This is a genomic window from Paraburkholderia sp. J63, from assembly GCF_905220245.1.
In the GTDB taxonomy this organism is placed as follows: Bacteria; Pseudomonadota; Gammaproteobacteria; order Burkholderiales; family Burkholderiaceae; genus Paraburkholderia.
On record NZ_CAJMZF010000006.1, the window covers coordinates 91,714 to 115,902 of the forward strand.

General features: G+C 65.0%; 21 protein-coding genes. 13 read left to right on the forward strand and 8 right to left on the reverse strand.

What is annotated here, in order from left to right:
- Positions 1-206 precede the first annotated feature (206 nt).
- The 3 genes from U5775_RS09020 to U5775_RS09030 all read left to right on the forward strand — a co-directional run bounded on the left by U5775_RS09020 (position 207) and on the right by U5775_RS09030 (position 9,283).
- On the forward strand, positions 207-2,591 hold the full coding sequence (locus tag U5775_RS09020; RefSeq protein WP_322057785.1) for a tetratricopeptide repeat protein: 2,385 nt from the start codon (positions 207-209) through the stop codon (positions 2,589-2,591).
- A 185-nt stretch (positions 2,592-2,776) separates the two neighbouring features.
- On the forward strand, positions 2,777-8,743 hold the full coding sequence (uvrA, locus tag U5775_RS09025; protein ID WP_415913543.1) for an excinuclease ABC subunit UvrA: 5,967 nt from the start codon (positions 2,777-2,779) through the stop codon (positions 8,741-8,743).
- Positions 8,744-9,052: 309 nt separating this feature from the next.
- On the forward strand, positions 9,053-9,283 hold the full coding sequence (locus U5775_RS09030; RefSeq protein ID WP_322057787.1) for an H-NS family nucleoid-associated regulatory protein: 231 nt from the start codon (positions 9,053-9,055) through the stop codon (positions 9,281-9,283).
- A 55-nt stretch (positions 9,284-9,338) separates the two neighbouring features.
- On the opposite strand, the gene U5775_RS09035 is transcribed toward U5775_RS09030, so the two are convergent.
- Positions 9,339-9,629 (reverse strand): hypothetical protein, encoded by a 291-nt coding sequence (locus U5775_RS09035; RefSeq protein WP_322057788.1) that lies wholly within the window; start codon positions 9,627-9,629, stop codon positions 9,339-9,341.
- 29 nt (positions 9,630-9,658) lie between these two features.
- Here U5775_RS09035 and U5775_RS09040 point away from each other — a divergent pair, with 29 nt between their 5' ends.
- Entirely contained in the window at positions 9,659-10,237 is a 579-nt protein-coding gene (locus U5775_RS09040) for an NnrU family protein (protein WP_322057789.1), read from the forward strand.
- Between the two features lie 192 nt (positions 10,238-10,429).
- Here the strand turns inward: U5775_RS09040 and pcaG are convergent, their stop codons facing one another.
- Both pcaG and pcaH read right to left on the reverse strand, forming a co-directional pair.
- The gene (pcaG, locus tag U5775_RS09045) at positions 10,430-11,020 is read right to left on the reverse strand and encodes a protocatechuate 3,4-dioxygenase subunit alpha (protein ID WP_322057941.1); all 591 of its coding nucleotides are present in this window, start codon (positions 11,018-11,020) and stop codon (positions 10,430-10,432) included.
- Positions 11,020-11,724 (reverse strand): protocatechuate 3,4-dioxygenase subunit beta, encoded by a 705-nt coding sequence (gene pcaH / locus U5775_RS09050; protein WP_322057790.1) that lies wholly within the window; start codon positions 11,722-11,724, stop codon positions 11,020-11,022. Before pcaH ends, pcaG begins: the two co-directional genes overlap by 1 nt.
- A gap of 137 nt (positions 11,725-11,861) precedes the next feature.
- On the opposite strand from pcaH, the gene pcaQ reads away from it, so the two are divergent.
- Positions 11,862-12,920, forward strand: coding sequence for a pca operon transcription factor PcaQ (gene pcaQ / locus U5775_RS09055; protein WP_322057791.1), 1,059 nt, complete (start codon positions 11,862-11,864; stop codon positions 12,918-12,920).
- 16 nt (positions 12,921-12,936) lie between these two features.
- On the opposite strand, the gene U5775_RS09060 is transcribed toward pcaQ, so the two are convergent.
- Positions 12,937-13,611 (reverse strand): XRE family transcriptional regulator, encoded by a 675-nt coding sequence (locus U5775_RS09060; protein ID WP_322057942.1) that lies wholly within the window; start codon positions 13,609-13,611, stop codon positions 12,937-12,939.
- Between the two features lie 329 nt (positions 13,612-13,940).
- Between U5775_RS09060 and U5775_RS09065 the strand changes: the two genes are divergently transcribed.
- Together U5775_RS09065 and U5775_RS09070 are read left to right on the forward strand one after the other, a co-directional pair.
- On the forward strand, positions 13,941-14,144 hold the full coding sequence (locus U5775_RS09065; protein ID WP_322057792.1) for a DUF6900 domain-containing protein: 204 nt from the start codon (positions 13,941-13,943) through the stop codon (positions 14,142-14,144).
- Positions 14,145-14,386: 242 nt separating this feature from the next.
- On the forward strand, positions 14,387-15,886 hold the full coding sequence (locus tag U5775_RS09070; protein WP_322057793.1) for an aldehyde dehydrogenase family protein: 1,500 nt from the start codon (positions 14,387-14,389) through the stop codon (positions 15,884-15,886).
- A 222-nt stretch (positions 15,887-16,108) separates the two neighbouring features.
- On the opposite strand, the gene U5775_RS09075 is transcribed toward U5775_RS09070, so the two are convergent.
- Both U5775_RS09075 and U5775_RS09080 read right to left on the reverse strand, forming a co-directional pair.
- A complete protein-coding gene (locus U5775_RS09075) occupies positions 16,109-16,615 on the reverse strand; it encodes a metal-dependent hydrolase (protein ID WP_322057794.1) in 507 nt (168 codons plus the stop codon).
- A gap of 102 nt (positions 16,616-16,717) precedes the next feature.
- Complete coding sequence (locus tag U5775_RS09080) at positions 16,718-17,071, reverse strand: sugar ABC transporter ATPase (protein ID WP_322057795.1); 354 nt, start codon at positions 17,069-17,071, stop codon at positions 16,718-16,720.
- 65 nt (positions 17,072-17,136) lie between these two features.
- On the opposite strand from U5775_RS09080, the gene U5775_RS09085 reads away from it, so the two are divergent.
- Positions 17,137-17,397, forward strand: coding sequence for a hypothetical protein (locus U5775_RS09085; protein WP_322057796.1), 261 nt, complete (start codon positions 17,137-17,139; stop codon positions 17,395-17,397).
- Between the two features lie 59 nt (positions 17,398-17,456).
- Here U5775_RS09085 and U5775_RS09090 read toward each other — a convergent pair whose 3' ends face one another.
- A complete protein-coding gene (locus U5775_RS09090; protein WP_322057797.1) occupies positions 17,457-18,620 on the reverse strand; it encodes a porin in 1,164 nt (387 codons plus the stop codon).
- 726 nt (positions 18,621-19,346) lie between these two features.
- Between U5775_RS09090 and U5775_RS09095 the strand changes: the two genes are divergently transcribed.
- Positions 19,347-19,883 (forward strand): hypothetical protein, encoded by a 537-nt coding sequence (locus U5775_RS09095; RefSeq protein ID WP_322057798.1) that lies wholly within the window; start codon positions 19,347-19,349, stop codon positions 19,881-19,883.
- 79 nt (positions 19,884-19,962) lie between these two features.
- Here the strand turns inward: U5775_RS09095 and U5775_RS09100 are convergent, their stop codons facing one another.
- On the reverse strand, positions 19,963-20,577 hold the full coding sequence (locus tag U5775_RS09100) for a hypothetical protein (protein ID WP_322057799.1): 615 nt from the start codon (positions 20,575-20,577) through the stop codon (positions 19,963-19,965).
- A 71-nt stretch (positions 20,578-20,648) separates the two neighbouring features.
- Here U5775_RS09100 and U5775_RS09105 point away from each other — a divergent pair, with 71 nt between their 5' ends.
- Genes U5775_RS09105 through U5775_RS09120 form a run of 4 tightly spaced genes read left to right on the forward strand, consistent with a single transcriptional unit; the run spans position 20,649 to position 24,012 of the window.
- The gene (locus U5775_RS09105; protein WP_322057800.1) at positions 20,649-21,359 is read left to right on the forward strand and encodes a CDP-alcohol phosphatidyltransferase family protein; all 711 of its coding nucleotides are present in this window, start codon (positions 20,649-20,651) and stop codon (positions 21,357-21,359) included.
- Positions 21,356-22,204 carry a 2OG-Fe(II) oxygenase gene (locus U5775_RS09110; protein ID WP_322057801.1) on the forward strand — a complete coding sequence of 283 codons (849 nt, stop codon included), beginning with the start codon at positions 21,356-21,358 and terminating at the stop codon, positions 22,202-22,204. The genes U5775_RS09105 and U5775_RS09110 overlap by 4 nt, the downstream gene beginning before the upstream one ends.
- Entirely contained in the window at positions 22,201-23,211 is a 1,011-nt protein-coding gene (locus U5775_RS09115; RefSeq protein WP_322057802.1) for a flippase-like domain-containing protein, read from the forward strand. Before U5775_RS09110 ends, U5775_RS09115 begins: the two co-directional genes overlap by 4 nt.
- A 21-nt stretch (positions 23,212-23,232) precedes the next feature.
- Positions 23,233-24,012, forward strand: coding sequence for a phosphocholine cytidylyltransferase family protein (locus tag U5775_RS09120; protein WP_322057803.1), 780 nt, complete (start codon positions 23,233-23,235; stop codon positions 24,010-24,012).
- Positions 24,013-24,189: the final 177 nt, after the last annotated feature.

Sequence of the window (24,189 nt, forward strand, 5' to 3'; positions counted from 1 at the left end):
GATATGTTGCTGGGCGCCGGGCGTTGCGATGCCCGGCGCATGATTTTCCTCATGCCGATACGTGCGTCGCTCGAAGATATTTAATCGGAGTCCATAGTAAATTTCGGCATCCGGTGATGAGCGCATGAATATTTCCGCGATTCATTTTTGCGCCCGAGGTGCGCCCGATTAAAATCGGCTTGTTTCCCATGGCCAGACTCATCCGAATGCAGACCCAGCAACTCTTTCAGTACGCTCACGAACGGCATATCGAGGGCGACCTTGCGTCTGCACGCGCAACTTACAGTCGCGTTGTCGAACTCGATCCCACGCACAGCGACGCGATATTCCGGCTCGGTGTGATCGACATTCAGGAAGGCCGCTATCAGGAAGCTATCGGGTGGCTTACGCGCGCTTTCGATCTAAAACCCGTCGATCGACGCTATCGCGAGGCATTGGGCCAAGCCTACGCGCTTGCACTACGTTACGTGGAAGCCACGTCGATCTATCGCGGCCTGCTCGATGAGGATGACGCCGATCCCGATCTATGGTTCGGCCTAGGCAACGCGCTGCAGGCGCAGGGCGAATTACACGATGCGGCGGCGGCATGGGAAGCCGTTGCGCAACGCGACCCGCATCGGGCCGATGCGCTCAACAATCTCGGCAACTGCTACCGTTTGCTCGACGAGTCGGCTCTGGCGCAGTCCGCTTACGAACGCGCGCTGGCGGCGCAACCGGGCAATGCGGACGCGCTCACGAACCTCGGCACGCTGCTGCGCGCGCGAGGCAGCCTCGGCGAGGCGCAGGTATTGTTGCGCGAGGCGGTGGCAGCAGCGCCTGCGTCGCCTGCCGCGCTCGTGAATCTAGGCGCGGTGCTGATCGATTGCGAGAATCCGCAGGAAGCCGCGCAAGTGCTCGCGCGGGCGGTCGCCATCGCACCCGACTTCGCGCCGGCGGCCTTCAACTACGGCAACGCGCTCCATGCGCTGGGACAGCGCCGCGAAGCGCAGGAGCAGTATCGGAGAGCCCTCGCGATCGAGCCCGGTCACGCTGAAGCGGCGAACAATCTCGGCAACCTATGCCGCGAACTCGGCGAGCACAAGGCCGCGATGGACGCGTTCGAAACGGCCATGCGGGCGCGGCCCGATTTCGTCGACGCCTATAACAATGCGGCCAATCTGCTGCGCGCACTGGGCCACAAGGATGCCGCGTGCGTTTTGCTGCGCAAGGCGCAGGCGCTCGCGCCCACGCATTCGGCCACGCTCAACAATCTCGGCAACGTGCTCAAGGACTGCGGCGAACTGGAGGAGGGCATCGCATGCCTGCGTCAGGCGCTGGCGAGCGACCCTGTCAACCTGACCGCGCACAGCAATCTGCTCTATGCGCTTTCGTTCCAGTCGTCCGATGCCGCGGAGATCCTGGCTGAAGCACGGCGCTGGGCCGCGCAGCATGAGGTGCCGCTGCGCGCGTCCCGCATCGCGCATGCACCGGTGCGCGCTGAAGCACGGCGTTTGAGGATCGGCTATGTATCGGCGGATTTTCGTGAGCATTGCCAGGCACTTTTCATGATGCCGTTGCTGTCGAATCACGACAGGACGCGCTTCGAGATCCACGCCTATTCGAGCGTCGTGCGCCCCGATGCGATTACGGCGCGCCTCGCGTCGCACGTGGACGCCTGGCACGACGTGCAGCCGCTCAGCGATGCGGCGCTTGCTGCCAGGATCCACGCGGACGGCATCGACATTCTCGTCGACCTGGCGATGCACATGGCCGACGGTCGTCCTTTGCTGTTCGCGCGTCAGGCCGCGCCGGTCCAGGTCGCGTGGCTCGCGTATCCAGGCACGACCGGCATCGACGCCATGGGCTACCGCTTGACCGATCCGCATCTCGATCCGTCCTCGCACGACAGTCAGTACAGCGAACGTTCGATTCGCTTGCCGGACACGTTCTGGTGCTACGACCCGCTCGCGGTGGAGCCGGCGGTCAATGCGCTCCCGGCCGCGAGCAGCGGGCAGGTGACGCTCGGCAGCCTGAACAATCCCTGCAAGCTGACCGATGCAACGCTCGATCTTTGGGCCGCGGTCTTTGCGGCGCTGCCCGAAGCCCGGCTGGTGCTCATGGCGGCAGAGGGCGAGGCGCGCGAACGTCTCGCGACGCGCCTCGCGCGCCACGGCATCGATCGTGCGCGCGTACGCTTCGTCGCGTTCCAGCCGCGCGATGCGTATTTGCGCACGTATCACGAGATCGATCTCGCGCTCGATACGCTGCCGTACAACGGCCACACCACGAGCCTCGACGCGATGTGGATGGGCGTGCCCGTGGTCACGCGCGTGGGCGCGACGTGCGCGGGGCGGGCGGGGCTCTCTCAACTGGCGAATCTAGGGCTTGACGACCTCGCGGCGTTTTCCGACGACGCGTTCGTGCGCACCGTGGTCGACCTTTCGAACGACTTGCCGCGACTCGCCGGTTTGCGCGCAACCTTGCGCGCTCGCATGGAGGCGTCGCCGCTCATGGATGGTGCGCGTTTCGCGAGGGGCATGGAGGCCGCTTACGCCACGATGTGGCGCGAGCAGACGGGAGCGGAGATCGACGCGCCAGAACGCGCGGGGTGACGGCCTGGCAGGGCGGACCCACCCCGTTCGGCAGTCTTGCAAACTTGCGCGACGGCATGGGCGGGCCGCGAGCGCGCCAGCGGCCTGTATAAATATACAGTAGAATCTCCATTCAGACGGCCCCTCCACCGGGCCGCGAGCTGCCGGGCAGCGCCCGCCCGGCCCCCGCGTTTCATCCAGCCGGAATGCCAGCGCAAGTGAGCGATAACCGATCTATCAGAATCCGCGGTGCCCGCCAGCACAACCTCAAGAATCTCGACCTCGATCTGCATACGGGCCAAATGACGGTCGTGACCGGGCCGTCAGGCTCGGGCAAATCCAGTCTCGTGTTCGATACCCTTTACGCGGAAGGGCAGCGCCGTTACGTCGAAACCTTCAGTGCCTATGCGCGTCAGTTTCTCGACCGCATGGACCGGCCGCAGGTCGATCGCGTCGACGGCGTGCCGCCCGCGATCGCCATCGACCAGACCAACCCCGTGCGCAGTTCGCGCTCGACGGTCGGCACGATGACGGAGCTCAACGATCACCTGAAGCTGCTCTACGCGCGCGCCGCGAATCTCTTCGACCGTGTGACCGCGCAGCCGGTGCGCCACGATACGCCCGAGACGATCTACGCGGAATTGCGCGCGCGCACGGCGGCGGGCGATCCGCGCCTCGTCGTGACGTTCCCGGTCGAATTGCCCGACACGACCACCGAAGAGGAAGTCGCGCAGTGGCTTTCCGCCAGCGGCTATACGCGCGTGCAGGCGCAGCGCGAAGTGAAGACCGCCGACGGCACGCGCAAGGTGCTCGACGTGGTGGCCGACCGCTTCCGTCTGCAGAACGCCGAAAAAAGCCGCGTGATCGAGGCGATCGAGGCGTCGCTCAGGCGCGGCGCCGGACGCGTGAACATTTATGTCGTATCGGAAACCGACGGCGCCGCCGACGTTTCCGATGCGAAACCCCAGCCGCAGATCTGGCGCTTTTCCACCGGCCTCCATTGCCCGGACAGCGATCTGCGCTATGCAGACCCGCAGCCGGCACTGTTTTCGTTCAACTCGGCCTACGGTGCATGCGAGGTGTGCCGCGGCTTCGGCCGCGTGATCGGTGTCGACTGGGGGCTCGTGATTCCCGCCGCGCGCAAGACGCTGCGCGGCGGCGCAATCAAGCCGCTGCAAACGCCCGCGTGGAAGGAGTGCCAGGACGACCTGATGCGCTACGCCGCCAAGGCCGGCATTCCGCGCGACACCGCGTGGTCGGAGCTGACGCAGGCGCAGCGCGACTGGGTGCTCAACGGCACCCCGGACTGGAAGGGAAGCTGGCAAACGCAGTGGTACGGCGTCAAGCGCTTCTTCCAGTATCTGGAGTCGAAGGCGTACAAGATGCACATTCGGGTGCTGCTTTCGAAGTACCGCAGCTATACGCCGTGCGAAACGTGCGGCGGCGCGCGCCTGAAAACCGAGGCGCTGATCTGGCGTCTCGGCACCAGGGAAAACGCCGACGACGTGCTGGCACCCGAGGCGCGCTTCATGCCCCACGGCGTGGAATGGTCGCGCGCGCAGCTCGAAGCGCTGCCCGGCCTCACGCTGCACGACGTCATGCTGTTGCCGATCGAGCGCATCCGCCGCTTCTTCGACAGTCTTTCGCTATCCTCAGCATTGCTCGACGACGCACTCAAGCTGCTGCTCGCCGAAGTACGCACGCGCCTGAAGTATCTCTGCGACGTCGGGCTCGGCTATCTCACGCTCGACCGCCAGAGCCGCACGCTCTCGGGCGGCGAGGTGCAGCGCATCAACCTGACCACGGCGCTCGGCACCTCGCTCACGAAGACGCTGTTCGTCCTCGACGAGCCGAGCATCGGCCTGCATCCGCGCGATCTGAACCGCATCGTCGAAGCGATGCAGCGCCTGCGCGACGCGGGCAATACGCTTGTGGTGGTCGAGCACGATCCCTCGGTGATGCTGGCCGCGGACCGCCTGATCGACATGGGGCCGGGACCTGGCGAGCGCGGCGGCACGATCGTCTACGACGGCACGCCCGACGACATTCGCTCGTCCGGCACCTTGACGGGCGAGTACCTGGGCGGCCACCGGGCCGTCGCCGACGCTTCGCACTGGGAACGCCGTGCCGTCGATGCGAGCACACCGCGCCTCGTGCTCGAAGGCGCGAGCGAGCACAATCTGCGCGACGTGACCGTGGAAATTCCGCTGCAGCGGCTCGTCTGCGTGACGGGCGTGTCGGGCTCGGGCAAATCGACGCTCGTGCAGGACGTGCTGTATCCGGCGCTCGCACGCCACCTCGGCAAGGCCACTGAAGCGCCGGGCATCTATCGCAATCTGGTCGGCGCGGAGCAAATCAGCGACGCCGTGTTCGTCGACCAGTCGCCGATCGGCAAGACCGCGCGCTCGAATCCGGCCAGCTACGTGGGTGCGTTCGACGAGATCCGCAAGCTGTTCGCCAAGGCGCCGCTCGCGAAGCAGCGCGGCTATTCGGCGGGCATGTTCAGCTTCAACTCGGGCGAGGGGCGTTGCCCGACCTGCGGCGGCTCGGGCTTCGAGCACATCGAAATGCAGTTCCTGAGCGACGTCTATCTGCGTTGCCCCGACTGCGACGGCAGCCGCTATCGCCCGGAAGTGCTCGAAGTGAAGATCGAGCGCGGCGGCCGCACGCTTTCGGTGGCGGACGTGCTCGATCTCACCGTCAGCGAGGCGGCGCAGTGCTTCCGTGAGGATGCCGAAGTATTGCGCGTGATCCAGCCGATCGTCGACGTGGGTCTCGAATACGTTAAGCTCGGGCAGCCCGTGCCGACATTGTCGGGCGGCGAGGCCCAGCGCCTGAAGCTCGCGGGCTATCTCGCGGAAACGGCGCAGGCAAAAGGCAAGGAGGCCGCAGCGGGCGGGCGCCTTTTCATGTTCGACGAGCCCACCACAGGGCTGCATTTCGACGACATCGCCAAGCTGATGCGAGCGTTCGGCAAGCTGCTCGCGGGCGGCCATTCGCTGCTCGTGATCGAGCATAATCTCGACGTGATCCGCGCCGCGGACTGGCTGATCGACCTCGGCCCCGAAGGCGGCGACGCGGGCGGCGAGGTGGTCTGCGTGGGCACGCCGGGCGACGTGATCGCTTGTCCGCGCTCGCATACGGGCGCAGCGCTCGAACGTTATGAAGTTTCGCTCGGCAACGGCGTTGGCACGCTCGTGGCCGAGGAAGAGGGCGTGGCGCTGCAGACGGCGCTGCGCGCGGCGCGGGCGCGCCGCGAGATTCAGGGCGAGGACGTGGTGCGCATCGTGAATGCGCGCGAGCACAACCTCAAGGCGCTCGACGTCGACATTCCGCATGGCCGGTTCAACGTCATCACCGGCGTGTCGGGCTCGGGCAAGTCCACGCTCGCGTTCGACATTCTGTTCCATGAAGGCCAGCGTCGTTATCTGGAGTCGCTCAATGCGTACGCGCGCTCCATCGTGCAGCCCGCGGGACGGCCGGAAGTCGATGCCGTCTACGGCATTCCGCCCACGGTCGCCATCGAGCAGCGTCTTTCGCGCGGCGGCCGCAAGAGTACCGTGGCGACCACGTCCGAGGTCTGGCACTTCCTGCGTCTGCTCTATGTGAAGCTCGGCGTGCAGCATTGCGTGCATGACGGCACGCCGGTGACCTCGCAGAGCGTCGACGCCATCGTCGCGCAACTGCTGCGCGAGCACCGCGGCCAGCACGTGGGGCTGCTCGCGCCGCTCGTCGTGAATCGCAAGGGCGTGTACACCGATCTCGCGAAATGGGCGAAGGCGCGCGGCAATACGCATCTGCGCGTGGACGGCGAATTCGTGCCGGTCGCGCCCTGGCCGAAGCTCGACCGTTTCCGCGAGCACACGATCGAATTGCCGGTCGGCGACCTCGTGATCGAGCCGGAAAACGAGGCGCAATTGCGTCAGATGCTCGACGCGACGCTCGAAGCCGGCAAGGGCGTCGTGCACTTGCTGGCGCCGCTCGACGGGCTCGATCATGCGCTCGGCAACGGCAATTCCACGGCGCGCATCGGCGCGGTGAAGGTGCTTTCGACGCGGCGCGCCTGCCCCGTGTGCGGCACGAGCTATCCCGAACTCGATCCGCGCATGTTCTCGTACAACAGCAAGCACGGCTGGTGCACGACTTGCGTGGGCACCGGTCTCGCGCTCACGCGCGAGCAGCGCGCGGCTTATGACGACACCGTCGTGGCCGCCGACGATCGCGGCCGCGAGCAGACCTTGCCGTCCGAGGAGCAGGAGCCGGACGGCATGATCGACGAGCCGTGCCCGGATTGTCATGGCACGCGCCTGAATCCGGTGGCGCGCGCGGTGACCTTCGACGAGCATCCGATCGTCGACGTCGCGCAGTGGACCGTGGCCGAAACGCGCCAATGGATCGAATCGCTCGAACTGAACGGACGCGATGCGCAGATCGCGCGCGACGTCGTGAGCGAAATTCGCAGCCGTCTGCAATTTCTCGAAGAAGTCGGGCTCGGCTATCTGAGCCTCGACCGCGCCGCGCCGAGTCTCTCGGGCGGCGAGGCGCAGCGTATTCGTCTCGCGGCGCAGCTCGGCAGCAATCTGCAGGGCGTCTGCTACGTGCTCGACGAACCGACGATCGGCCTGCATCCGCGCGACAACCAGATCCTGCTCGACGCGCTGCGCAGTCTCGGCGAGAAGGGCAATACGCTCGTCGTCGTCGAGCACGACGAAGACACGATCCGACGCGCGGACCACATCATCGACATCGGGCCGAGCGCGGGCAAGCGCGGCGGGCGCGTGGTCGCGCAGGGCAAGGTCGCCGATCTCGCGGCGCAGGCCGACTCCGTCACGGGCCGCTATCTCGCGCATCCGATCGTGCATCCGCTGCAGCCGCGCCGCGAAGTGAAACCCGCGCGCGCGGGCCGCGAGGCCGTGCCCGCGCAGTGGCTCACCGTGCACGGCGGCAAGCTGCACAACCTGCGCGACGTGACGGCGCAGATTCCGCTCGGCCGCCTCGTGGCGATCACGGGCGTGAGCGGCTCGGGCAAGTCGACACTCGCACGCGACGTGCTGCTCTCGAATCTGCTCGACGCGGTGGGGCGTTCGGTGCTCTCGTCGCCGGCGGAGCGCCGCGCGCGCAAGGCGGCGAAGGACAGCGCGCCGAGCGCGGCCGCGCGCCGCTCGAGCGTGCTCGCGCGCACGAGCGCGAAGCCGAAGCTCGAGGTTTCGCATACGTGGCAGGGCTGCGACTCGATTAGCGGATGGGAAACCATCGACCGCGTGCTCGAAGTCGACCAGACGCCGATCGGAAAAACGCCGCGCTCGTGTCCCGCGACCTATATCGGCGTGTGGGACGCGATTCGCCGCCTGTTTGCCGATACGCTCGAGGCCCGCGCGCGTGGCTATAGCGCGTCGCGTTTCTCGTTCAATACCGGCGATGGCCGCTGCCCGGCCTGCGAAGGCCAGGGCGTGCGCACGATCGGCATGAGCTTCCTTCCCGATGTGAAAGTGCCGTGCGATGTCTGCCACGGTCAGCGTTTCAATCCGGAAACTTTGGCCGTGACGTGGCGCGGCCGGAACATCGGCGAAGTGCTCACGATGGAGATCGACGAGGCCGTGGAATTCTTCGGCCCGATCACGAGCATTGCGCATCCGTTGCAGCTCATGAAGGACGTCGGGCTCGGCTACCTCACGCTGGGGCAGCCGTCGCCCACGCTCTCGGGCGGCGAGGCGCAGCGCATCAAGCTCGTCACGGAGCTCTCCAAGGTGCGCGACGACATCACGCGGCGCGGCCAGAAGGCGCCGCATACGCTCTACGTTCTCGACGAGCCTACCGTGGGCCTGCATATGGCGGACGTGGCGCGCCTCATTCGCGTGCTGCATCGTCTCGCCGATGCGGGGCACAGCGTGATCGTGATCGAGCACGACCTCGACGTGATTGCGGAAGCCGACTGGATCATCGATCTGGGTCCCGAGGGCGGCGTGGGGGGCGGCACGATCGTCGGCGCGGCGAATCCGGAAGGGCTTGTGAAGGTGGCGGCGAGCCATACGGGCGTGGCGCTCAAGCCGGTGCTCGCGCGTACGGCGAACGAGGCGCCGCCATTGGCGCCCGATGTGGCTCAAGAGGGGGCAACCGACGAGCTCGCCGCGGACGGCGCGCGTGACGCGAAGCGTCGAGCGACAGCCTCATAAGCCGATCCAGCCGGATGCCTGCGAGCGCTTCGCGCGGGCCTCGCAGGCGTCAAACCGCTTGATCTGGGCGGCTGGCGCAAGGTATGATGGGTTCCGCTTGCAGCAAGTCGCCGCGCACCTTTAGCGGCCATTCTGGCGAGCGGAGCAGCGGACCTCAGATCCCCTCCGAACCGGCCGCGGGTTCCATACCCGGGCCACCTCATCAGTGCAGCAGGGCTTCGCGGCATTTGGCGAAGCCTTTGTCTTTTCAGGGCAGACGAATCGATATCGATCAACGCCTTGTCTTTGCGATGCGAGAGGAATTAACCGATGTTCGACCTCGACGGTGAGGCGCGCGAACGGCTCATCATGTGGATTAAGCGCCGCATGGAAGAGTACGGCATTACGCTCGAAGATCTTGAATTATCCATTGCCGAAAGCGAACGGCAGCCGATGTACCGCGATGCATATGGCAATACCTGGAATGGGGAAGGCGATATGCCATCCTGGTTGTTGCGCTACAAGCATGCGGGGCAGGACATAGAGCATTTCCGCTGCTAGTGGGCGAGGCATTGCGCGGCACGCGGCTGCCGTGTGAGAAGCCATGCGTGGTGCACTAGTTTCTTCCTGGCTGGCGCTGGATTGTGTCGATGGTCTCTATTGTCTGTGTGGCCGCTTTAGTCATTCGGCAATATTTTTTCAGTGTCGTTTTAAAAATACCTTTCGGCGGATATTGCCCATTTAATGAATGGCGCTTCGCATCTGCCTGTTCGATTTGCAACGTCGGTTTGTAACGTTGGTTGACCATAAGCGCCGGTTCGGCCATAAGCGGTTTAAGCGCATATTCGTCGGAAGATCGTTGATCTCGCCGCTTGGCGCCTCGTGGTTGCGCGACAATACCGGCCATTGCGCTTATGCGGCGTCCAGGGGGCGAATATGGCGTTACTGGTAGTGGGTCTCGCAATCTTCATTGCCATTCATTCGGTTCGCGTCGTCGCCGCGCCCTGGCGCGAAGCGCAGATCGAGCGCTTCGGCATGCCGGCATGGCGCGGCTTCTTCGCGCTGTTCTCGATTCTCGGCATCGTGCTCATCGTTTGGGGCTACGGGCTCGCGCGACGCTATCCTGTGCCCATCTGGCTGCCGCCGTTCGGCATGGCGCACGTCACCGCACTCCTGACCGCGATCGCCTTCGTGATGATCGCGGCCGCCTGCGTGCCGGGCAATCACATCAAGCGCGCGCTGGGCCAGCCGTTCATGAGCGGCGTGGCGCTCTGGGCGTTCGCGCATCTGCTCGCCAACGGCACGCTGCACGCCATCGTGCTGTTCGCTGCGTTGCTGGTCTGGGCGCTCGTCAAATTGCGCGCGGACCGTCGGCGCGATCGCGAGGCCGGCGTCGTCTATGCACCGGGTACGCCCGCGCGCGATGCGCTGGTCGTCGTGATCGGGCTCGTGGCGTGGGCCGTGTTCGCGTTCTGGCTGCACGGCGTGCTGATCGGCGTGCGCCCGCTCGGCTGACCGTTTGAAGCCAAAAAAGAAGCCTGCTCGAGGCAGGCTTCGTCAAGGTACAACTCGGAGTTCCGCGATCGGATCGCGTCGTTGCGATCTTAGGGTCCGTTCATGAAAGCCGCGTGAAAGTCGGCGCAGGACGGATCGGCCATCGGGGCGGCAACCGGCTGCGCCGCGCCGCTGCGCATCACATCCCTCACATCACAGATCGAAGAACACCGTTTCGCGTTCGCCCTGCATGCAGATGTCGAAGTGATAGACGATGCTGCCGGCCTGCTCGCTGCGACGCGCGATCAGCGTGTTGCGACGCGCTTCGGGCACCGAGCCGAGCACGGGATCGGCGGCATTCGCGGCCGCTTCATCGTCGAAATAGAGGCGCGTGAACGTATGTGTGAGCATGCCGCGCATCATGACGATCACGTTGATGTGCGGTGCTTCGTTCTCCTGCTCGCGGCCCGGCTTCACCGTGCGCACGATGAAGCGCTGCTCCGGATCCGTGCCGGTGCCCACGCGCGCGAAACCACGAAAGCCCGTTTCGGCCACTTGCGCGCGCGACGCCGGATATTGGCCGTTCGCGTCGACCTGCGAGAACTCCAGCATGGCGTCGAAGACCGGCTTGCCGTCACCGTCGATCACGCGCCCCATTAGCGTGATGTGCTCGCCCGGCGTTTGCGGACCGGCGATCTCGGGCGTGAAGAGGCTCTTGAAATCGAAGTCGTATTGCTGCGGGCAGAGACCATAGGCGAAGTACGGGCCGACGGTTTGCGAAGGCGTTTCTTTGAGTGCCATGATCAACGCTCCATGGGAGTCTGGTTCGGGCCGCGCAGCACGATGTCGAATTCGTAGCCGAGCGCATAGCCTTCTTCGGTGGTGTCGAGCGTGAAGCGCGAGATCATGCGATCGCGCGCCTGCTCGGGCGTGCCCTGGAAGATCGGGTCGTACGCGAGCAGCGGGTCGCCGGGGAAATACATCTGCGTGACGAGGCGCGAGCCGAAGTAATCGCCGAACAGCGAGAAGTGGATGTGATTTGGCCGCCACGCGTTGGGGTGATTGCCCCACGGATACGCGCCCGGCTTGATCGTGAGGAAGCGGTAGCGACCTTCGTTGTCGGTCAGGCAGCGCCCCGCACCCAGAAAGTTCGGATCGAGCGGCGCATCGTGCTGGTCCTGCTTGTGAACGTAGCGTCCCGCTGCGTTGGCCTGCCAGATTTCGACGAGCGTGTTGCGCACCGGCTTGCCGCCGTCGTCGAGCACGCGTCCCGTGACGATGATGCGCTCGCCGAGCGGCTCGCCGTTACGCGCCGCGTTGCGCGTGAGATCGTGGTCGAGCGCGCCGAGATCTTCCGCGCCGTACACGGGTACGTGCAGATTGCGCAATTTTTCCTTTAGTGGAATCAGCGGCAGCGTCGGACCGCGTTTGACCGATGAGCGATACGGCGGATAGACATACGCCGGATGCGAGTCGAAATCGCGCGGCGACAGGCTGGACTCGTCCATGGGGTGTCTCCTGGCAGGATGATGGGAAGAAGGTGCGTTGCGCGGCGGACGGTCGCAGCGCACGCATGCCGCCACTTTATCCAAGGCGAAAAGTTATGCAAAATGACGTTTTCTCGCGTCTCGTATAACCAATCGTTATGCAAAACCGGCTTGCGGACTCACGCGTCAAATTTCGGCATCTCCAGTGCTTTCTCGCCGTTGCGCAGTTCGGCAGCGTGCAGCAGGCCGCCGAGAGCCTTTCGATTACGCAGCCTGCGGTTTCAAAGACGATTGCCGAGCTGGAATCGGCGCTCGGCGTGAAGCTGTTCGAGCGCGGGCGGCATGGGGCGGTGCCCACGCGCGAGGGGCAGCTTTTCATGCCCCACGCGAGCGCGTGCGTGAGTGCGCTGCGCCAGGGCGTTGCGCTGCTGGCGCGCGAAGAAGGGGCGGTGGCGGCAACGCTCGACATCGGGGTGTTGCCGACGGTGGCCACCGCGCTCGTGCCCGCTGCATTGCGGCGCTTTGCCGGCGAGTGGCCGCGCGTGAGCGTGCGTCTCATGACGGCGGCCAATGCGGAATTGCTCGAGCGCCTGAAAGCGGGCGCGATCAGTTTCGCGCTCGGGCGTCTTGCGGATCCGGAACGGATGGTGGGCCTGAGTTTCGAGCAGCTCTACAACGAACCGCTGGCGGTGGTCGTGCGCTCGGGGCATCCGCTCGTGCAGGAGGCGGGACCGGCGTTGCCGCTGGCCCAGGTTCCCACGCAGTTTCCGCTGGTGCTGCCGCCGTTCGGGACGCTGATCCGGCAGGCCGCGGACAGTCTGCTGGCGGCGTGGGGCGCGCCGCCGCTCACGTCGTTCGTCGAATTGCTCTCGGTTTCGGTGGGGCGGGCCCTTGCGCTAGAAAACGACGCGGTCTGGTTCGTGCCGTCGGGGGCGGTCGAATACGATCTGCGCGCGGGGACGCTGGTGCGCCTGCCGCTGCCGAGCGCGGGCGGCGAGGAGCCCGTCGGCCTGATCCAGCGGACTGACACGCAACCGACGGCTGCGGGGCGCGCACTGATCGACGCGGTGAGGCAGGCCGCGCGCGAGCGCGACGCGGTTGCGCATACGAAACCGGCGGCACGGCGCGGCGCACGCCGTCGTTCGGGCGCGGCGGACGTTACGGCGAGCAAGGAAACCAGGGGGCGCAAAGGGCGCCCGGACGACGCCGAAGGCTGATGCTGCGACCCGCGTCTCAGGCCGCCGGAAGTTTCTTTTTGGAACGGGACGGCTTGCTGGGAGCCGGCGCCGGTTCGGCGGCTTCGAATGCGCCCGGCGCGGCGTCGCCGGTCGACATCCAGAGCACCACCGCGTCTTCCTTGCTCGTGGAAACGGCGAAATGGCCGGTGCGGCTGTCGAAGTAGAGGCTGTCACCGGCTTCGAGATACGTGGGCGTATAGAGCTCGGTATGCAGACACATGCTGCCGCTGATCACATAGATGAATTCCTCGCCCTCGTGGCGCCCCCAGTCGTCGAACGCGTCCACCGAATGGGCCGTGATGCGCACGAGAAACGGCAGCATGGCCTTGTGCGCGAGCTCGGTGGCGAGCAGCTCCATCTCGTAGCCGCGATACGCGTGCGGCTTGCCCGCGCCGCGGCGCGTGAGCGCGCGGCGGCCACCGAAGTCGAGCTTCGGCGTCGAGCCGAACAGTTCGCCCAGATCGATCTTCAGCCCCGCAACGATCTTCTGCAGGACGTCGAACGTGGGCGACATCAGCCCGTTTTCGATTTTGGAAAGCGTGGAGCGCGACACGCCGCAGACGTGGCTGGCGTGCTCGAGCGTCAGGTCGAGGGCAAGGCGGGCGGCGCGGACGCGGCGGCCGAGGTCTGCGGTCGACGAGGCCGCCGATTGCGTGAGCGTGGTGTCCATGAGCGGTGAGGGGCGGAGCAAGTGTTCTGGCACGTTTCCGATCATAGCAAACCGTCGCTTTTAGGAAACATCGGCCGAATGGCTAACGTTCGCGGTCGGGATATCGACGCTGCGAAAACGCGCCCACTCGAATTTCTTCGATTCAAACCATTCAGGGAACCGAATTAACCATCTTTGACGGTTGCGATGGATCTTGTCGTCGTAGAAAGGGTCTTTCAATACAGTAAGAATTTGAATAGAGCCTCGATCTGCGTCGCGCGGTCACGTGACGAACCGCATGGCGATTCTTACTATTGATTTGATGACATAAATCAAGCCTGGAGAAGGAAATGCGCGACGAACGTCTTGAATTATTGTTGGCCATATCGCGAGGAACGCTCGGTATCGAGCGCTTCGAGTTGACGGGCAAGCACACCGCGGACTGCCACCTGGTGAGTGTGGAAGACGTTGGCCGTGCGCTTGAATCCGCCTATGATGCGGGGCTGATCGTCGGTCGCCGCATCGGCCGGGCCGAATGCATCGAAGAGTCCTGAGCGCGGCGCACCGGCGCGAACGGCGCCGGCACGCGCGGTCTTTCGCTTCTTCACTCGACGGCACGGCCGTCCCGAATCTCACACCCGCCAGATCGCTTCCGTTTCCCCGGAGTTTCCGATAGGAAATTCTGACCCTCGCGTTTCTCCATGACGCCCAACGAAGCGAAATTGCGGGGCGGCGCTTCCCCCGTGTATAGTCAGTCCACCACAGTTTGTTTCTTATCGGAAATAAAGGAGCGGTCATGGACGCTGCACGCATTCTTGCCGACCTCGGCATTTCAGAAGAAGCCAGGTCGGGTGACATCGAGGTGAGATCGCCGATATCCGGCGAGGTGATCGGGCGGGTGGCCAGCCAGTCGGCCACGGACGTCGACGCCGCGCTGGCCCGCGCGCAGGCGGCGTTTCTGCAATGGCGCAACGTGCCGGCGCCGCGCCGCGGCGAACTGGTGCGCCTGCTGGGGGAGCGTCTGCGTGCGGGCAAAGAGGCGCTCGGCAACCTGGTATCGCTGGAGGCCGGAAAGATTCTTCAGGAAGGGCTGGGCGAAGTCCAGGAGATGATCGACATCTGCGACTTCGCGGTCGGTTTGTCGCGGCAGCTTTATGGTCTGACCATTGCGTCGGAGCGCCCGGGGCATCGCATGGCTGAGAGCTGGCATCCGATGGGCGTGTGCGCCGTCATCTCCGCTTTCAACTTTCCCGTCGCGGTCTGGTCCTGGAACGCGGCGCTCGCGCTGGTCTGCGGCAACCCCGTGATCTGGAAGCCCTCGGAAAAAACCCCGCTCACGGCGCTTGCCGTGCAGAAGATCATGGACGATGCCTTGCGTGCGTTCGGCGACGCGCCGCAGGGGCTGGTTTCGCTCGTGATCGGCGGACGCGACGTCGGCGCGAAACTCGTGGCCGATCCGCGAGCCGCCATCGTCAGCGCCACGGGCAGCACGGAAATGGGTCGCGCAGTCGGCGTGGCGGTCGCGCAGCGCTTCGGCCGCCCGATCCTCGAACTCGGCGGCAACAACGCAGGTATCGTGACGCCCAGCGCCGACCGCGAACTGGCCCTGCGCGCGATCCTGTTCTCCGCAGTCGGCACGGCCGGGCAGCGCTGTACGTCGCTGCGGCGCTTGTTCGCGCACGAGAGCATTTATGACGCAACCGTCGAGCGGCTCAAGCAACTTTACGCGAAGGTTCCGATCGGAAATCCGCTTACGGCGGGCACGCTGATGGGGCCGCTCATCGACGCGCAAGCGTTCGAGCGCATGCAGGCGGCCCTGGAGCGCGCGAGGGCCGAAGGCGGGGTGGTGACGGGCGGCGAGCGCGTTGCCGTCGACGGCTTGCCGAACGGCTATTACGTGCGGCCCGCACTGGCGCAGATGCCCGCGCAAAGCGCGATTGTCCTAAAGGAAACATTCGCGCCGATTCTCTACGTCATGAAATATCGCGACTTCGACGAAGCCGTCGCAGCGAACAACGCCGCGGCGCACGGCTTGTCCTCGTGCGTATTCACGACGGATTTGCGCGAGGCCGAGCGTTTCCTTTCGGCATCGGGCAGCGATTGCGGCATCGCGAACGTCAACATCGGGCCGAGCGGAGCGGAAATCGGCGGCGCATTCGGCGGCGAAAAGGAAACGGGCGGCGGCCGCGAATCGGGCTCGGACGCCTGGAAGGGCTATATGCGGCGCGCGACGAATACCGTCAACTATTCGTCGGCGCTGCCGCTGGCGCAGGGCATCGATTTTTCAATCGATTGATCGCCGCGGATCGGGTGGCGGCATAGTGCATGCACCGCCGCCCGATTCGAAGTCTCGGAGGAGCACGGCTCAGGCAATCAGGCAACGCAACGACAAAGCAAAGCGCTGCGCCATTTCATTTGCTTTGGATTGCGAATCAAATGAAATGGTGCAGCGCAATACGCGTTGTCTAACGGGTTCCGCTGCGCAACCCCACGCAGCAGAACCCGTCCGTTGCGACCTTCAGGCGAGCCGGCGCAGCGGTTCGAGCGACCAGCTATGCGGCACGCCATGCACGGCGAAGAACCACGCGGCAATCCACGAAGCCGCCACGACGATCAGATCGCATCGGCCGCTGCGCCACAGGTTCAACGAATGGCGCCGCATGATCCACGGCACGCCGAGCGGATTCGGCCAGTCCGCCAACAAATGGATCAGGCCGCCGCACGCGAAGCCGAATGCCGGCGCGGCAACCGGCAGATGCCCCAGCCCGCGATACGACCACAGCAGCAAGGCAATCCAGCCGACGCCCCAATGCGTGAAGGTCCGATGAGTGATCCAGAGCCGGCGCTTCTTGCTCCACCACGCGACTTCGAGCCAGTCGGGCGCGGTCCCGCCGGCCACACCCGCGACGAACGCGAGCGCCGCATAGAGATGCAAGGGACTGTCCGTCCCGGTGTGCGTGACGATTGCGGCGGCGATGACGCCGGCGGCCCAGCCGGTGGCGTGATGTGCGGTCCCTGATGCCATGAAGCGGTGTAGTGCAAAGTCGAAAGAGGGCGCAATCTTCGCAGATGCGGCGGCTTCGTGACAGGGGTGACGCGCGGAATCTATCGCGCGTCGTTCGAGAGATCAGGTCGTGCAGCGCGCCACGTCGAAACGCAGCTCTTCCTCGGGCGGATCGTTCGAGCTGGACGCGCCGTGCGTCACGCGAATCACCGATCCACGACCGTTCGGCGTGAGCGTGACGAAATACGATGCGTCCGAACGCGAGCCAATCGCGAGTTCGGTGGCATTGCCGGAATGCGATTCGTACGCGCTCGACAGATGGCTTCTCAGGCAGTTCGCGATCGACGAAGGGGAGCGTGCCGAGGACGCGTAGACCATCGCGTCGCTATTGGAAGCCGAGCTGGGTGGCGACGATCCGCAGGCGGCGACGAGTGCGAGCGGCAGGGCGGCGAGAAGGCGTTGCGTGAGGGTATTCATGACATGAGCGTCGTAGCGGATGCCTGGCGAAAAGCAACGCGAGATGCGCTGCGGCGAACGTGTTCATGAGTATACGCACGGGTCTGACAGGACAGGTTCACGCAGAAGTAAAAAGATGCAACAGCGAAGACGCCCTGCGCGTCGGCGTGCGGATCGAGGCGATGGCCGCCACGAAAGTTGACGATGCGAAATCGAGAAAAATCGGCGCGAGATCCGGAGATGAGGTCTGGAAGAGCGCGCAGGGGAAAAACCGCGCGAAAGCGGAAAAGAAAAGAAAAACGCACATGCGGTTGTGCAGCATGTGCGTTGGGACTGCAAACGAGTGAAGCGACGGATCGCGCCGCCCGCTCGTGGGCTTGCGCCGCGAGGCGCAAGCCGATGCGCTTTAGAAGCGGTGACGCAGACCGATCGTCGCGGCGATCTGGTTGTTCGTCGTCGAGGGCGACAGCGTGTTGATCGCCGCGACGTTGGCGACAGCCGCGCCGTTCTGTACGCCGAGCGAACCCGAAGCGTGCTGGTACACGCCGGCGAGATAGACGTCGGTGCGCTTGCTGAGCGAGTAGTCGGTGCCGAGCACGACGGTGTGCCACTTCGGGCTTTGGTCGCCAGCGCCGGTGCCGGTCGCGGTGCCGTCGGTGAACGTGTACGAGCCCACGAACGCGAGCGCCGGGGTCAGGTGATAGGCGCCGTTGATTTCGTAGTTGTCGAGGTGCAGGTTCAGGCCGCTGATTCCCGCGAGATTCATGCCGCCGCTACCGAGGCTTTGCAGGCCGTCGATCTGCGAGTGCGACCACACGAAGCCGACTTGCGCCGGGCCGTACGTGTAGTTCGCGCCCACACCGAACGAACGCTGCTGGCGAGCCGAAATGTTCTGGTCGGCCGAGGCCGCGCCGTTCGCGTTGCCGCCGAAGCTGCCCGAGTTGTTCAGTTGCAGGTAGCCGGCCGCCACGTTGAGCGGGCCGTTGTTGTACGACGCGCCCGCGCTCCATGCGCGGCTGTTGGCGAAGCCGTCGGCCTGGTTCGAGAAGCCATAGAGGCCGCCGAACTGGAAGCCCGAGTAGTTCGCGCTCGAGTACTTGACCGCGTTCTTGATCGAGAACGACTGCGCGAAGTTGTCGTTGTCGAACGGGTGGCCGGCCAGGTTATTGCCGAAGCCGGCGCCGGCTTCCGAGAGTGGCGCCAGGTACTGGTTCATCGAGTCGTACTGGCGGCCGAGCGTGAGCGCGCCGTACTGATCGCTTTGCAGGCCGACGAAGGCTTGACGGTTGAAGCCGCTGTCGCCGTTCTTGTAGCCGCCGTTATTGATATTGAAGCCGCTCTCCAACGTAAAGATCGCCTTCAGGCCGCCGCCCAGGTCTTCAGCGCCTTTCAGGCCGAAGTAGTTGTTCGACATCGCGCCGCTGCCCTGCGCCCACAGGCTGTGGCCGCCGGCATTGTTCGCATAGACGAGGCCGGCATCGAGCGAGCCGTAGAGGGTGACGCTGCTTTGCGCGTGTGCGCTCATTGCAAATGCACCGAGAACGCCAGCGAGGATAAGGGTTTTTTTCATGCTTTTAACTCCGGACAGTACTTGGGAATCTCGCGGAAAACGATTGCTGCGGCAGTTTCCGCGGTCTGACGATTCGAAGCGAAGTGTATTCCGGCAATCCCGGCGATTGGCTTTGTCTGACGCAACAATGCATTCTTTAAATGGTAATAACCGTATTAATGGTTCTAAGTCATTGCGTCGAAAGCGTTTTTTCAAGATATATAAAGGTGCGGCAAAATGTGTCATTCGAGATTATGTTGTGCGAGTGCGACGCCCGCGCCGGGCTTATGTGGCGGGCATGAGCGGCGGTGCGTGAAGTATTACGAGATATTTCTGCCGATTTCTGAAAGGTACTGTTCCAGTTTATGCGACCTATGAGCGCAGTTTCTGGCGTTACAATTCGCTCAGCCCTCGACCAAGGGTGGTCTTTTTTCATCTGTTTTACGCGGCTTTCGGGCCGCGTTTTTTTTTTGCCATCGCGGCCGAATCGTTTTTTCATACGCGTGAAAGACAGTATTGCAAAAAACGGAACGGACATATTGCCGCATTTAAGCGCGCATATTCACGGCGATTTTATCGATCGACGCGCCATTCGAATTCCCGCGATTTCATGACGGGCGAGGCGGAAATGGCGGTGGAAATGGCGCCGGTGCGGGCCCGGTGAGCGCCGGAGGAGGCTTGCGGTTAAAATCTTGCCCCTGCCCGCGATGCACCGGGCAGTCTCCGCAGAACCCGATGGAAACCGCCATGACCGATTCTTCGCCCGCTGTCGCTCCCGAGGACGCCTCCGAAAACGCTTTTCAGGACGCCGGCGCCGCCGCGCCCGACGTGGTCCAGGAGCCGCGCCTGTGGCACAAGGACGGCTGGATGGCGCGCGTCATCAAGAATGAGGACGACGACGGCTGGGCCGTCGAGATGATCAAGGACGGCGAGCCCGAGCCCGCGCTGGTCGGCCCGTGGACCATGGGCCGCGACAAGAAGAACCCGAAGCCGCTCGACACCTCGGCGTTCAATACGCTGGTGAAAACGGCGTCCGAGGTATTGCGCCGCCATGAGCAGCAATTGCGCGCGTTGCTGCACAAGCGCGTGGGGCTGAGCACGGGCGAGGGCGACATCGACGTGACGCTCGATATCGTGCCCGACGAATACGAGCCCTATGCGCTGCTCACAGCGCTCGACGCGTTCGGCGAGCAGATCGCGCAGGTGCGCGTCGCGCCGACCTTCAAGCTGACCCAGGCGCGCGCGCAGACATGGGCCGAGGGCGGCTTCGGCCGCATCGATTGACGCACTCGGCCGCGCAACCGGGCGTCGAGGGGCGCGCCCGATCACGCATCTGTTCAGGGCGGTCCCGCAGTCAGCGCAGTCAGTTTTGCTGACAGAAGATGGCCGTCAGCAGCGGCCCGGCATGGTGGACGATGGCGGTGTTGCCGGCCGCGTCGAGCGCCGCCTGCACCTTGGCCTGCGTGGCCACGACCACGGCGCCATATGCCGAACGGGCGATGGGTTTGCCGTTGCCGGTCTGGAACAGCGGGTCGTCTTTCTGGAAGCCCACGATCGCGAATACGCTAAAGCCGTAGGCCGTCATATGCTGGCCGTGCGCGGGCCAGAACGCGTTGATCGAATTGCTTTCGACCTTCATGGGCTTCGCGTCGATCAACTTCTGGTCGATGAGCCCCGAGATGAAGTCGTGCGCCGACTCCTGGCAGGTCAGCGAATCGTCGAGGGCGGCGGCATGGCCGGTGAGCGGCACCAAGGGCAGTGCCGCGAGCAGAAAAGCAGCAAAGGCAAGACGTTTCATTGGAATTCTGGCAAGTGAGCTGCGCGAATCCCGCCGGGCATCCACGCGACGCCCGGCAGGACGATGCAAAAAACGTTGCACTGTACGCGGGTTCGCGCGAACGTGTTTGCGGCGTCGCATGGAAGGGCCATAACGCATGGCGCGCACGGCGCGCGGGGTGGTGAGCGATATGGCCCTCACTGACTTTCAATTTCCTGCAGCTCGTCGGAAAACCTGCAAGTTTTCTGGAAGCCGTATATTATTTCCCGGTTATGACTGGAAAAGACAAACCTGTAAAACCGGCTCCGCATGCGGTGCCGCGGCCGCGCACGTGGGATGCGCGCGCGGCGCGCTGGCTCGTGACGCCACTCGTGCCTACCCGCGTCACCCCCAATCACCTGACCACGCTGCGCCTCCTGATCGGCCTCGCTGGCGCCTTCTATCTGGCGGGCGGCGATTTTCTCCATGCCAATATTGGCGCATTTCTGATTGTTCTGTCGAATTTCGTTGATCATACCGACGGCGAGCTTGCACGAATCAGTGGTAAAACCAGCCGCATCGGCCATTTCTACGATCTCGCCGCCGACGCGCTGACCACCGTTCTGCTGTTTCTCGGCATGGGCTACGGGCTTGGCGTCGCGGCGTCCGCCGCCGGTTCCGCTTCGAGCGGATGGCATGTGCCGCCGGTGGTGCTCGGCGGCGTTGCCGGCGTGGCGGTCGCAGCGATCTTCTTTCTGCGCATGCGTATCGAGGAAATGGCGGGCAAGGCCGGCACCCAGCAGGCGTTCGTCGGCGGCTTCGAAACGGAAGACGTACTCTATCTGTTGCCGCTCGTCACGCTAACGGGGATCGTCTCGCCGTTCGTCGTGGCCGCGTCCATTGGCGCACCGCTGTTTGCCGTCTATGTGGTGCTCGACTACTGGCGCGTCGTGCGCCGCGTGAGGCCAGCCAAGGAAACCCGTCAGGTCTGGATCAGCAGATGAGTGTACAAGCAGAAGAAGAACAGGTCGTATCCGGTATGCGCGCCGCTGGCGGGCAGGCCGCCGCGCCCGCAGTTGAGCCTGCCGTCGAGCCGGACGTGGCGATCGGCCGCGCGCTGAGCAAGCTGGATTCCGAACCGTTGCGCGACGAGTACGTGAATCAGGGCTCGTTTCTCTACCTCTCCGAATTCCTGCCTCCCGACGCGACGCAGCGGCTCATCGACGCGGCCAATGCGCTCATGCCCGAGGTCAATCGCAATTTCATCCCGGGCCACAAGGCCGGCGGCAGCGTGAGCCGTCACACGATCGACCGCCTGCAGCCGTATATCGCAGAGCTGTATCGCTCGCCCAGGCTCATCGCGTGGCTCGAAAAGGTCACGGGCGACCGGCTCCAGCTTTCGCCCGAAGACGATCCGCACGCGTACGCGCTCTATTACTACACGCGCGCGGGCGATCACATCGGCTGGCATTACGACACCTCGTACTACGATGGCCGCCGCTATACCGTGCTGCTCGGCGTGATCGACGACTCCTCGTGCATCCTCGACTACGAACTGCACACGCGCGACGACAGCAAGCCCGATGAACCGGGCGCCGTGCAATATCCGCCGGGCGCGCTCGTGCTGTTCGACGGCGACAAGCTGCGCCACCGCGTCACGCCCAGCCGCGAGGGCGAAGTGCGCGTCTCGCTCACGTTCGAATACGTGACGAACCCGAACATGCGCCCGTGGCGGCGCTTCATCTCGAACATGAAGGACGCGATCGCGTACTTCGGCTTTCGCCAGGTGTTCCGCAAGGCGCTCCAGTCCGCGCGCGGTGGCGGTAGCAAGGCCGGAGGATCGGCGTGAGTCGCGCTGCCATTTTGCTGCTGTCGATCGGCACGGCACTTTTCATCGCGCTGCTCGCATGGCAGGGCCTCGGCTCAGTGACGGGCGCGCTCGCGGCAGCGGGCTGGGGGCTGGCGCTGGTGGCCGCGTTCCACGTCGTGCCGCTCGCGCTCGATGCGGGCGCGATCGCGGTGCTGTTTCGTAAAGGCGAGCAGGTCGATCAGCGCGACGCGCTGCTCGCACGCTGGACCGGCGAGTCCGTGAACAGCCTGCTGCCGGCCGGACAGATCGGTGGTCCGGTCGTCATGGTGCGTCAGCTTGCGCAGCGCGGCATGACCATGCGCGACGCGGCCGCGGCCATCACGGTGAGCACGACGCTGCAGGCGCTCGCGCAGATTGTGTTCGCGGTGTTCGGCATCGCGCTCTTCTCCGTCTACGCCGCGAACGGCGCGCCGCGCGACCTCGGCGTGGCCGCGCTGATCGCCACCGGCGTGCTCGGCGCGCTCATCGGGCTCTTCTATTTCGCGCAGCGCCGCGGGCTGTTTGGCCGCGTGCTGCGTCTCGCCTCGAAGGTGTTCGGCAAGCGGGACTGGTCGGCGCTCACCACGCGCGCCGACGCCGTCGACGCCGCCGTGAAGGCGCTCTACGCCGAGCGCGCCCGCGCGGCGGCCAGCTTCGCGCTGAGCTTCGCGGGCTGGGTCGTCGGCACCGCCGAGGTGTGGCTCGCGCTGCATTTCCTTGGCCATCCCGTCAGCTGGGTCGATGCGTTGCTGCTCGAAAGCATCGGCCAGGCCATTCGCGGCGCCGCTTTTGCGATTCCCGGCTCGCTCGGCGTGCAGGAGGGCGGCTATCTGCTGCTCGCGCCGCTCGTCGGCCTGCCGCCCGAAGCGGCGCTCGCGCTCTCGCTCGCCAAGCGCGCGCGCGAAATCGTGCTCGGTCTGCCGGGCCTGCTGTATCTGCACATCAGCGAACGTAGCTGGCAACGTCGGCGCGCGGTGCGCGTCCCCGCTGTCGAAGTCGCCGATTGACCTTTTTCTCCCAAGGAACGCATGCGCGCCATCATTCTCGCGGCAGGCCTCGGCCTGCGCCTTCAGCAACCGGCTGGAGAACAGTTTCCGAAATGTCTGCTGCAATTCGAGGGCGTGACGCTGCTCGAACGCCATCTGCAGATGCTCGAGTCGGCGGGCGTTACCGAGGTCGTGCTCGCGCTCGGCTTCCAGCCCGAGCTGGTCGAGGCCGAGCTCAAGCGCATCGGCTGGCCGCATGAGGTCGAGGTGGTGATGAATCCGCGCTTCGACCTGGGCAGCGTGCTCACGGTGCATCGCACGGCCGAAGCGCTCACGCGCGGCGGCGACGTGCTGCTGATGGACGCCGACGTGCTCTACGACGAGCGCGTATTCGCGCCGCTCGTGGCCGGTGACGCGCCGACCAACCGCCTGTTGATCGACTGCGATTTCGAGGCCGGCGACGAGCCCGTGAAACTATGCCTGCGCGAGGGCGTGCCCGTCGAGCTGCGCAAGCAACTCGCGGTGGGGCTGCAGTACGACACGATCGGCGAATCGGTGGGTTTCTTCCGCTTGAACGAAGCGACGGCGCACCGCTTTGCGCAGATCGTTGCGGGCTATGTTGATACCGATCGTGCGAACATGCCGCACGAAGAAGCGCTGCGAGACCTGCTGCTCGAACGCGGCAGCGAGTTCGAAACCGCGGACGTCACCGGCGCGCCGTGGATCGAAATCGACTTCCCGAATGACGTGACGCGTGCGGCGCAAGAGGTGCTTCCGCAACTGGCGCCGATCGTGAGCCGCGTGAAGCAGACGGCGGTTTGATCGCCATCCGGGCCGCGCTTTTCGCTTTCGACATAAGAGGGCCGTGAAGTCCGTTGCCGCGTGAATGCGGCGCCGGGTTTCGCGGCCCTCGTGCTTTTTGCGGCGCGTTCCCGGTATTTTTCGCGCCGCTTCATCTGTTGCGGCCTCACCGTTTTCGGCAACACGGTGCCATAATGG